The sequence below is a fragment of the Pseudomonas lyxosi genome, assembly GCF_047758685.1.
GTDB classification, from domain to species: domain Bacteria; phylum Pseudomonadota; class Gammaproteobacteria; order Pseudomonadales; family Pseudomonadaceae; genus Aquipseudomonas; species Aquipseudomonas lyxosi.
In genome coordinates this window covers 3,399,408-3,409,459 of the sequence record NZ_CP180481.1, presented here as the reverse complement: position 1 = coordinate 3,409,459, position 10,052 = coordinate 3,399,408, and the positions used below count along the sequence as shown (strand labels likewise).

The window sequence follows — 10,052 nt, the reverse complement described above, 5'->3', positions numbered from 1 at the left end:
CAAGGAGTCTTCAGCATTCATTTCTTAGCATCCGGATCAGTGGCGGGAAGCACAAAGGCACGTCGTCCCTATAAAACGAATGCAGACCGGAAAAATTAGCGAATGAGAACAACTATCAGAAAGGAGGTAGAACGCGGAGTGTCAGGGTGTCGAAAATCATTGTGGGAGCGAGCTTGCTCGCGATGAGGCCCTGCCAGTCAACATTGATGTTGAATGTAAGATCGCTATCGCGAGCAAGCTCGCTCCCACAGGTGTTGAGTGATGCTGAGATCGGGTCAGGCGCTGACTTCCATGGCATGCCGCCGATGATGAACTTCCAGCTGATCCTTGATCACCCGCAATACCTTGGCTTCGTGCTCATGGATAAAGAAGTGTCCGCCAGCCAGCATGTCCACCGAGAAACTGCCGTGGGTTTCCTTGCTCCAGCCGATCAACTGCTCGGTGGTGGCGCGATCAGCCTTGCCGCCGAGCACATGGATCGGGCACTTGAGCAAGGGACGCTGCTGCGGCTCGAAGCGCCCGCACAATAGAAAATCCGCGCGCAGGACCGGCAGCGTCAGGCTCATCAGCTCGTCGTTGGCCAGCACCTCTTCACTGGTGCCGTTGAGGGTGCGCAATTGCTCGATCAATTCGGCATCGGTTTTGGGCTCGGCGAACCCCCGGTCGTAGTCGGCACGCAGGGTCGGTGCGGCGGTGCCCGAAGCGAACAGCGCCACCGGTTCCGGACAGCCCAGGGAGCGAAACGCATGGGCCATCTCACAGGCGAGCAACGCGCCAAGGCTATGGCCAAACAGCGCGTATGGCGTCTTGAGCGTGGCTTTTTGTTCCTGCGCGAGTTGCAGCGCCAAGCGTCGCATGTCGGTGTGCAAGGGTTCGCCAAACCGGGCGCCACGCCCCGGCAATTCCACGGGTTGCAGCTTGAGCCACTCCGGCAGTTTGCGCCGCCAGCGGCTATAGACCATGGCACTCGCGCCCGAATAGGGCAGGCAGAGCAATGTCAGCTGGGTCACCGGGCTTACCTCGAAAAGTTGTCTGTATAAAAGAACGGATGAGGGGCACGGGGAATTAGTCGTACAGATAACCCTGTGGGAGCGAGCTTGCTCCGGGCGGCGTTCCGACGATGACGGAGTGTCAGTTGGTCTTAATGGGCCTGACACACCGCTATCGCGAGCAAGCTCGCTCCCACAATTAATCTTCATTTCAAGTGGCGAAAACTTTGGACCGCCGAACCGAGCACCACCGCGCCAGCCGCAATCGCCACCCAAAACCCGCTGCGCGCCCCAAACGCATCCACCAGCCACCCGGAACTGGCCGCGCCAATCGCCACGCCGATGCTCAATCCGGTCACCAGCCAGGTCAGGCCTTCAGTAAGTTTGGCCGGCGGCACAATGCGCTCCACCAACGCCATCGCAACAATCAGCGTCGGCGCAAAAAACAGCCCGGCGACAAACACCGCCAGCGACAGCCCGAGAATGTTCGTCGCCAGCAGCAACGGCAACGTGGTCACCGCCGTCGCCACCCCGCCATACAGAAACAGTTGCGGCAACGGCAGTTTCGAGCGCAATGCCCCGAACGCCAAACCGGTCAGGCACGAGCCGATGGCATACACCGACAACACAATGCTCGCCGCCGCCGGCTGGCCCTGCTGCTGGGCGAACGCCACGCTGACCACGTCCACCACGCCGACGATGGTGCCCATGGCGACCATCAACAGCATCAGCAATTGAATCTCGCTGGAACGAATGATCGAGGCCTGATGATGGTCTTCATGAGGATGAATCGCCGGCTCGGTGTCACGTTGCAGCACAAACGCCGTCACCCCGATCGCCAGCATCAGCAACGCCGCCAATGGCCCCGCCTCAGGGAACGCCACCACGCACAATCCCACCGACAGTGGCGGTCCGACGATAAAACAGACCTCGTCCAGCACCGACTCAAGCGCATAAGCGGTTTGCAGCTCTGGCTGGCCGCGATACACCTCGGTCCAGCGCGCCCGGACCATCGCCGACATGCTCGGCATGCAGCCGGCCAGCGCGGCGAATACAAACAACGTCCACTGCGGCGCCTGCAAACGAGTGCATAGCAACACCAGCAACAGCGCCCCGCCACCGATCAGCGCCGACACCGGCAAGATCCGACGCTGCCCGAAACGGTCCACCAGCCGCGAGACCAGCGGCGCGCAAAACGCCGTGGCCAGGGCAAACGTCGCCGCCACTGCGCCAGCCAGTCCGTAGCCACCCTGCAATTGCGAGAGCATGGTGATCAGGCCGATGCCGGTCATGGAAATCGGCATGCGCGCGATCATCCCGGCCAGCACAAAAGCGCTGCTGCCAGGGGCTTTGAACAGCTCGCGGTAGGGGTTTGCCATAGGTGCAGGTCTCAACAAGGGTCTGCAAGTTGCCATAAGGCTGGTTTAGGGGAAAGGGTCGAATTGTTAGTCGAATGTGAAGACCCCATCGCGGGCAAGCACAGACGCCCAACTGTGCCAACTAAAGATGAGCTTGAAGTTCAATTGCGTGATGAGGTTCGCTGACAATTGCCAATACCGGTTTTAACTTGAGGCATTGTTGAAAATATTTTTAAGTATTGGGACGCGCACTTAATGCATACACAACAACTGCATCCGAATTACGTGCGACCCCATCTAAAGCACCGCCACCAATAAACCCGGCAGAACCAAGAACACACATAACTACAAAAACAATCAACTTGAAAAATGACCATAGTTCCACCCGGCATTTACAATGCCAACACCTATGGAATCTGGCTATAACCATCACCACAGAAAACATATAGCCTTTTACAAAACTCATACAAACCGCCTAGAGCTGTACACATTAAAAATGTGTAGCGCCGAACACTCTAACAAAATTCAAAATAAAATTTGCAATTGACAAAACCACCCACTAAGTTTCAACAAGCACATGCACACGTCTGAATTTTCCTACGTAGTCTGGTCAGTAGTAACGCCCAGTAGCGAAGACACACTGGAGTCTTGCTATGGAAGAATTACTTGTATTGGTCGACCAACGCGATCGCAAAAAGGGCTGCGCGCCCAAACTGCTGGCCCATCAAAACGGTCTTCTGCATCGAGCATTCTCGATCTTCATTTTCGATGACGCTGGCCGTCTCTTGCTACAACAACGCGCCTTCGGCAAATACCATTCTCAAGGCTTGTGGACCAACACCTGCTGCGGCCATCCCCGGCCTGGTGAGCGGACGGCGTCAGCCGCAAAACGCCGCTTGCAGGAAGAGATGGGAATGACGTGTTCTCTGCGCAAGGTTTCCACCCTGCTCTATCGCGAAGAGGTCTCGAACCAGCTGATCGAGCACGAATTCGACCACGTGTTCGTCGGTATCAGCCACTGCGACCCCATCGCCAATCCCGAAGAAGCCCATGCCTGGCAATGGATGAAGCTCTCGCAAATCCCCGCGTGCATCGCCGCTGCCCCCGATACCTTCACGGTCTGGTTCCGTCGGATAGTCGAGACCACCGGACTTGCCGGAATAAGCGCCTGGAAAGAACTCGCAGAAGCGGCCGCCAGGCCATACCCCTCCCGATCACGAGAAACCCGCCAATAGCCCTCGGATGGTTTCGACTACGCCTTTGCCGAAAATTGAGCAAAGACTCGACGCGATGCTTACTGCAACTCACTCAAGCACTTTGAACCTGGTTACTCATGTAAACAGCCATTGAAGAAAGGAGAACCCCATGACTCATCAGCCGCCCCTACTTGCCAGTGCTCACCCGCGGACGATTGCACCGTTTATGGTGCGCCCGCTCCGCTGTCCAGCGCCACGGCGAATCGACGAAGCACTCGGAAAAGAGGTCAATGATCGGTTGATGTCATGGGTCAAGGACATCGGGATCTTTGCCGGCAAGCTCGACAAGATCCGCGATTCGAATTTCGGTCGCTACGCCATGCTCTGTCACGTGGATACGAACGATCCTGATCGACTCTTGCTACAGGGCCAGTGCCTCGCGGCGCTGTTCGCAGTCGATGATCATTATTGCGATGACCGTTCGCTCGGCTGTAGCCCCGAAACGGTCGCCCCTCGCCTTTCGTTTGCCATCGCAGCCATGGACCCGGTTTACCTGCCTCGGCCATTCGACACCGAACTGCAGCGCCAACTGAACAGTGACCCGGTTTTGGTGGGGCTGCGCGCTTATATGAAGCGGGTCGAACAGTTCTGCTCGCCATCACAAGTCGCCCGGGTTCGCCAGATAAGCATTGCCATGTTTGTGACCATGGCCGCCGAGGGGGCCTGGCGCATCTATGGCACCAAACCGACGATTGCGGAATACCTGGCCAGCAGGCAGGTCAACAGCTTCTGGCCGTGCCTGGTTTTGATCGATCCTATTGGCGGGTACGAGATACCGGCCAACCTGTATTCTCAACCCGAGGTCCATCACATCACCGCACTGGCGTCCCTCGCTACGACGCTGGTCAACGACCTTTATTCTGCTTACAAAGAGCACTTGAACGAGGTGGGAGAATTCAAGCTGCCGTACCTGCTTGCCACCCAACACAATTGCACCCTACAACAGGCGATCGATCACATTGCCGATATTCACGACGACGTCATGTGCGATTACGAAGCCGCCGAGCACAAACTGCTGACCAACGCATCACCCTTGCTCAAACGCTACCTCACAGGACTGAAAGCGTGGATCGCTGGAAACTGGGAATGGCACAAAACCAGCGCGCGATACCACGTTGAACGGATTTCGCAGAATTGTGCCGAGCGCTGATCCGCATCGAGCGCCGGCCCGGGAGGGGTCTATCGTGGTTTGCATACATCGGCCAGTGAGGATCTTTTAATTTTTCGACGTGAACTCCCGCCATCGAACGCCAGTCAGCTAATTAAGCCCTCAACTCAAGGCGCTGACATTCATGCAGATTTCCCTCGACCAACAAGTCGCCCTGATCACCGGTGCCAGTTCCGGCATCGGTGCCGGCGCGGCCAAGGCCCTGGCCGCCGCCGGTGCCGCCGTGGTGATCAACTACAACGCTCAGGCCGGCCCCGCCGAGGAGCTCGCCCGCCAGATCAATGCTGAAGGCGGTCGCGCCATCGCCTTTGGCGCCGACGTCTCCAAAGAAGAAGACGTCGAACGGTTATTCGCACAAACCCTCGACGCCTTCGGTTTTCTGGACATTCTGGTCGCCAACTCCGGCATGCAAAAAGACGCACCGGCCGTGGACATGAGCCTCGCCGACTGGAACCAGGTGATCGGCGTCAACCTCACCGGCCAGTTCCTCTGCGCCCGCGCCGCCCTGCGCATTTTCAACCGGCAAGGTGTTCGTGAAGGTGTCTCGCGGGCCGCCGGCAAGATCATCCACATGAGTTCGGTGCACCAGCGCATTCCCTGGGCCGGTCGCGTCAATTACGCCGCGTCCAAGGGCGGCGTGGACATGCTGATGCAAACCCTCGCCCAGGAAGTCAGCCACCAGCGGATCCGCATCAACGGCATCGCGCCGGGCGCCATTCGCACAGCGATCAATCGCGCCGCCACCGAAGGCGACCACGAGCAGGAACTGCTCAAACTCATTCCTTATGGCCGGGTCGGCGATGTCGAGGACATCGCCAACGCGGTGGTCTTCCTCGCCTCCGATGCCTCCGATTACATCGTCGGTACCACCCTGTTCATCGACGGCGGCATGAGCCTTTATCCGGAGTTTCGCGGCAATGGCTGATCATCATCCCGAACGACAAAGCGCTATCGATGCCCATGGCATCATCGGCGACATGCGCAGCGCGGCACTGGTCAACGACAAGGGCAGTGTGGACTTTTTCTGCTGGCCGGAATTCGACAGCCCGTCGATCTTCTGCTCGCTGCTGGACACGCCCGAGGCCGGGATTTTCCAACTGTCCCCGGATCTACCCGACGCTCGCCGCGAGCAGATTTACCTGCCCGACACCAATGTGCTGCAAACCCGATGGCTCAGCGACCGCGCAGTCGTCGAAGTCACCGACCTGCTGCCCATCGGCGACAGCGAAGATGCCACGCCGGTGCTGATGCGCCGGGTTCGTGTGGTCAGCGGCCAGGCAACGTTTCACATGCGCTGCGCCGTGCGCCATGACTACGCTCGCGCCAAGACCCGAGCACGCATGGATGAAGAAGACGTGACCTTCGAGGCCGCCAATCAGCCGTCCCTGCGCCTGTCTTCGGATCAGGTTTTGCGTATGGACGGCCATGCGGCAGTCGCTGAATTCACCCTCGAACAGGACCAGAGCGCCGAATTCATGCTGGGCGGTATCGACGATCCGCGATTCAAGGAAGGCGCCGCCGCGATCTGCCTGGAACGGACCCTGAAGTTCTGGCGCGACTGGATCGGCCAATCCAACTACCGCGGCCGCTGGCGGGAGATGGTCAATCGCTCGGCCCTGGCGCTGAAGCTGCTGACCTCGCGCAAGCATGGCGCAATCCTCGCCGCCGCGACCTTCGGCCTGCCGGAAACGCCTGGCGGCGAGCGCAACTGGGACTACCGCTACACGTGGATCCGCGACGCCTCGTTCACCGTCTACGCGTTCATGCGCCTGGGCTTCGTTCAAGAGGCCAACGATTACATGCGCTGGCTGCGCGGGAGAGTCAGCGATTGCCACGGCAAATCGATGAAACTCAACATCCTCTATGCCATCGACGGCCGCCAGGAACTGCCGGAAACCGAACTCTCGCATCTGTCCGGCCATGGCGGTGCGACACCGGTGCGCATCGGCAATCAGGCTTACGACCAGGTCCAGCTCGACATCTTCGGCGAGCTGATGGACGCGGTGTACCTGGTTAACAAATACGGCGACGCCATCTCCCATGAAGGCTGGAAACACGCGGTGGAAGTGGTCGACCAGGTCTGCGAAACCTGGGAGCAAAAGGACGTCGGCATCTGGGAAATGCGTGGCGAGCAGCATCACTTCCTGCACTCGCGGCTGATGTGCTGGGTGGCACTGGATCGAGCCATTCGCCTCGCCTCAAAACGCTCACTGCCCGCCCCGTTCGCCCGCTGGGACCAGACCCGACAGGCGATCTACGCTGACATCTGGGGAAATTTCTGGAACGAAGAACGCGGGCATTTCGTCCAGTACATTGGCGGCACCGCGCTTGATGGCTCAATGTTGCTGATGCCGCTGGTGCGTTTCGTCAGCGCCAAAGATCCGCGCTGGCTTGCGACCCTCGACGCCATCGAAAAGAATCTGGTGCGCGACGGAATGGTTTGCCGCTATCGCAATGACGACACCCGAATCGACGGCCTCGACGGCACCGAAGGCGCCTTCGCCGCGTGCTCGTTCTGGTACGTCGAATGCCTGGCCCGCGCCGGCCGGGTGGAAAAGGCGCATCTGGAATTTGAACAGTTGCTGAGGTACGCCAACCCGCTGGGGTTGTACGCCGAAGAGTTCGACAGCCATGCGCGGCATCTGGGCAATACACCGCAAGCGCTGACGCATTTGGCCCTGATCAGTGCGGCGTGTTTTCTGGATCGGAAATTGAGTGGGGAGAAGAGTTTCTGGCAGCCTTGAGAGCATCTCACCACAGGTTTGTGTAGTCCGAAGTCCTGCATTGTTTAAACAAAACCCGCATCCACCACCGGAAAATCCTTTGTTGCAAGCCGTTACATCCCCCCCTACCATCGTCCGTCAACGGGTACAGCGGAGCTGTCCAACAAAACCCGAATTCAAGGAACCAGAATGACCCAGCGCATCCACCGCAACATTGACACCCCTCTCAGATCCGGACTAAACCGCGATGAACTGTGGGAAGGCCAGGACAAGGGCCTGATCAAATGTTGGGAAATCGGCCGCCAACGCGCCGCCCGTTTCCCCGAACTCGCCCAACGATGCCTTGTCGGCGAACTGCCGGTGCTGGGCTGGAAAGGTGGCGTCAGCCGCAGCCTGAAAAAACTCGAAAAATACGGATCCCTCAAGTACCTCGCTCAGTGGCAAGGGTTACGCGGGGAAGATCTGGATATCGATTTGGGTGAAGAACGGGCGTTGACCTGTTCGCGGACCAACATGGTGGTGACGTTTACGCCGGATCGGTCGAAGTACTTCAATCAAGTGGCGGAAATCGAAGCCTAGAAAACAGGTGAAAAACAACCCTTACTGGAGTGTCGAATGAACAATGAAGCGCTGATCCACTTCACCAAAACTCCAAGTCTGTCGCTCGCCTACGAAGAACACGGCCCTACCACCGGCGACCCGATCATCCTCCTCCACGGCTTCCCCTACTCCCCGCGCGCCTACGACGAAATCGCCCCAGTCCTCGCCGCCAAGGGCTACCGCGTCATCGTCCCGTACCTGCGCGGTTACGGCCCGACCCGTTTCAACCATCCCGACACCCTGCGCTCCGGACAACAAGCCGCCCTCGCTCAGGATTTGCTGGATCTGATGGACGCGTTGGCCATTCAACAAGCCGTCCTGTGCGGCTACGACTGGGGCGGTCGGGCGGCGTGTATTGTGGCGGCGCTATGGCCCGAGCGGGTTCGTTGCCTGGTGACCGGCGACGGTTACAACCTTCAGGACATTCCCCATTCCACCGAACCGTTGGACCCGAAAACCGAGCACCGCCTCTGGTATCAGTACTACTTCCACACGCCACGCGGCGTCGAAGGCCTGACGAAAAATCGCCGGGCTTTGTGCGTATTACTCTGGAAGCTGTGGTCACCCACCTGGGCCAAAGGTCCTGAGTTGTATCCGTTAAGTGCACCGGCCTTCGATAATCCGGATTTCGTCGAGGTGGTGATTCATTCCTACCGCCACCGGTTCATGTACGCGCCCGGCGACCCGGCGCTGGAGTGGATCGAAGAAGCGCTGACCCGACAGCCGCCAATCAGCGTACCGACGATTTCCCTGTGCGGGGCCGACGATGGCGTCGGACCGGCACCGGAGACAGACGAAGACATTCCCCATTTCACCGGGCGTTATGAGCGGCGAGTGTTGGCGGGCGTCGGGCACAACATTCCCGAAGAAGCGCCCGAGGCGACGGTCAGAGCGTTACTGGATCTGCTGGAGGGCTGACGCTGAAACGCTCGCGATAGGCCTGCGGGGTAACGCCCATGGCCCGCAGAAAACTGCGTCGAAGCGTCTCTTCGCTGCCGAATCCGCATTGCACCGCCACCCGTTTGATCGGCACGCCGGTATCGCTGAGCAAACGCCGGGCGGTCTCGACCCGAATCAGTTCGATGGCCCGGGCCGGCGTCTGGCCGGTGTCGGCGCGGTAGTGGCGGACGAAGCTGCGTTCGCTCATGCCGGCCTGCAAGGCCAGGGTCGGGATGCCCAAATCCTTGGTGAGGTTTTCACTGATCCAGGCATGAAGTTCGTCGAAACGGTTGCCTTCCTTTTGCAAAGAAAGGGTCACGCTGAACTGCGACTGGCCGCCGGGACGCTTCAGGAACACCACCAGTTGCCGCGCGACTTCCAGGGCCATCGTGCGGCCAAGATCTTCTTCGACCATGGCCAGCGCCAGATCGATACCGGCGGTGACCCCGGCCGAGGTCCAGACCGGACCGTCATTGATGAAAATCGGATTGGGTTCAACCTGCAGCCGCGGATGCTGCTGCGCCAACTGCTCGCAACGGGTCCAGTGCGTGACCACCCGCCGGCCATCGAGCCAGCCGCTGGCCGCCAGCAAAAATGCGCCGGTGCACACCGACGCTACCCGCCGACACCCCGTCGCGTGTTCACGTACCCACGCCACCAGCGGTTCATCTCGCGCCGCGTCGTAAACGCCCCAGCCACCGGCAATGATCAATGTGTCACTACCCTCTTCGGGCAACGGCTCGGCCAACAGCGCCAGCCCCGCCGACGACATCACCGCCCCGCCGCCGCTGGCAATCACCGACGGCGCATAAGGTGGCGGAAAACCTTGCTGGCGGGAAATATCGTTGGCCGAGGCGAACACCTGCAACGGCCCGGTGACGTCGAGCAATTGCACATTGGCAAAGGCGAGCACGTGAATGGTTTTCGGCATGATTGGCGTAATTCGTTGGGTTATTGGCGTATACGCCAAATCCTACGAGCCTAAAGTGAAGTCGTCCACCCACTTCATGAGAAAAATG

9 protein-coding genes are annotated in these 10,052 nt (G+C 59.4%); 6 read left to right on the top strand and 3 right to left on the bottom strand.

Annotated features, from left to right (window positions below; genetic code table 11):
• Positions 1-275: 275 nt before the first annotated feature.
• Positions 276-1,010 (bottom strand): thioesterase II family protein, encoded by a 735-nt coding sequence (locus ACMXYI_RS15700; RefSeq protein WP_415768012.1) that lies wholly within the window; start codon positions 1,008-1,010, stop codon positions 276-278.
• Positions 1,011-1,195: 185 nt separating this feature from the next.
• Entirely contained in the window at positions 1,196-2,368 is a 1,173-nt protein-coding gene (locus ACMXYI_RS15695; protein WP_415768011.1) for an MFS transporter, read from the bottom strand.
• A 632-nt stretch (positions 2,369-3,000) separates the two neighbouring features.
• Between ACMXYI_RS15695 and idi the strand changes: the two genes are divergently transcribed.
• From idi to ACMXYI_RS15665, 6 genes are all read left to right on the top strand, one after another.
• The gene (gene idi, locus ACMXYI_RS15690) at positions 3,001-3,582 is read left to right on the top strand and encodes an isopentenyl-diphosphate Delta-isomerase (RefSeq protein ID WP_415768010.1); all 582 of its coding nucleotides are present in this window, start codon (positions 3,001-3,003) and stop codon (positions 3,580-3,582) included.
• Positions 3,583-3,712: 130 nt separating this feature from the next.
• The gene (locus ACMXYI_RS15685; protein ID WP_415768009.1) at positions 3,713-4,753 is read left to right on the top strand and encodes a terpene synthase family protein; all 1,041 of its coding nucleotides are present in this window, start codon (positions 3,713-3,715) and stop codon (positions 4,751-4,753) included.
• Between the two features lie 142 nt (positions 4,754-4,895).
• Positions 4,896-5,696 carry a glucose 1-dehydrogenase gene (locus ACMXYI_RS15680; RefSeq protein WP_415768008.1) on the top strand — a complete coding sequence of 267 codons (801 nt, stop codon included), beginning with the start codon at positions 4,896-4,898 and terminating at the stop codon, positions 5,694-5,696.
• A complete protein-coding gene (locus ACMXYI_RS15675) occupies positions 5,689-7,515 on the top strand; it encodes a glycoside hydrolase family 15 protein (RefSeq protein WP_415768007.1) in 1,827 nt (608 codons plus the stop codon). The genes ACMXYI_RS15680 and ACMXYI_RS15675 overlap by 8 nt, the downstream gene beginning before the upstream one ends.
• Before the next feature lie 168 nt (positions 7,516-7,683).
• A complete protein-coding gene (locus ACMXYI_RS15670) occupies positions 7,684-8,073 on the top strand; it encodes a hypothetical protein (protein ID WP_415768006.1) in 390 nt (129 codons plus the stop codon).
• Between the two features lie 36 nt (positions 8,074-8,109).
• Entirely contained in the window at positions 8,110-9,012 is a 903-nt protein-coding gene (locus tag ACMXYI_RS15665; RefSeq protein WP_415768005.1) for an alpha/beta fold hydrolase, read from the top strand.
• Here ACMXYI_RS15665 and ACMXYI_RS15660 read toward each other — a convergent pair.
• A complete protein-coding gene (locus tag ACMXYI_RS15660) occupies positions 8,981-9,964 on the bottom strand; it encodes a GlxA family transcriptional regulator (protein ID WP_415768004.1) in 984 nt (327 codons plus the stop codon). The genes ACMXYI_RS15665 and ACMXYI_RS15660 overlap by 32 nt on opposite strands.
• Positions 9,965-10,052: the final 88 nt, after the last annotated feature.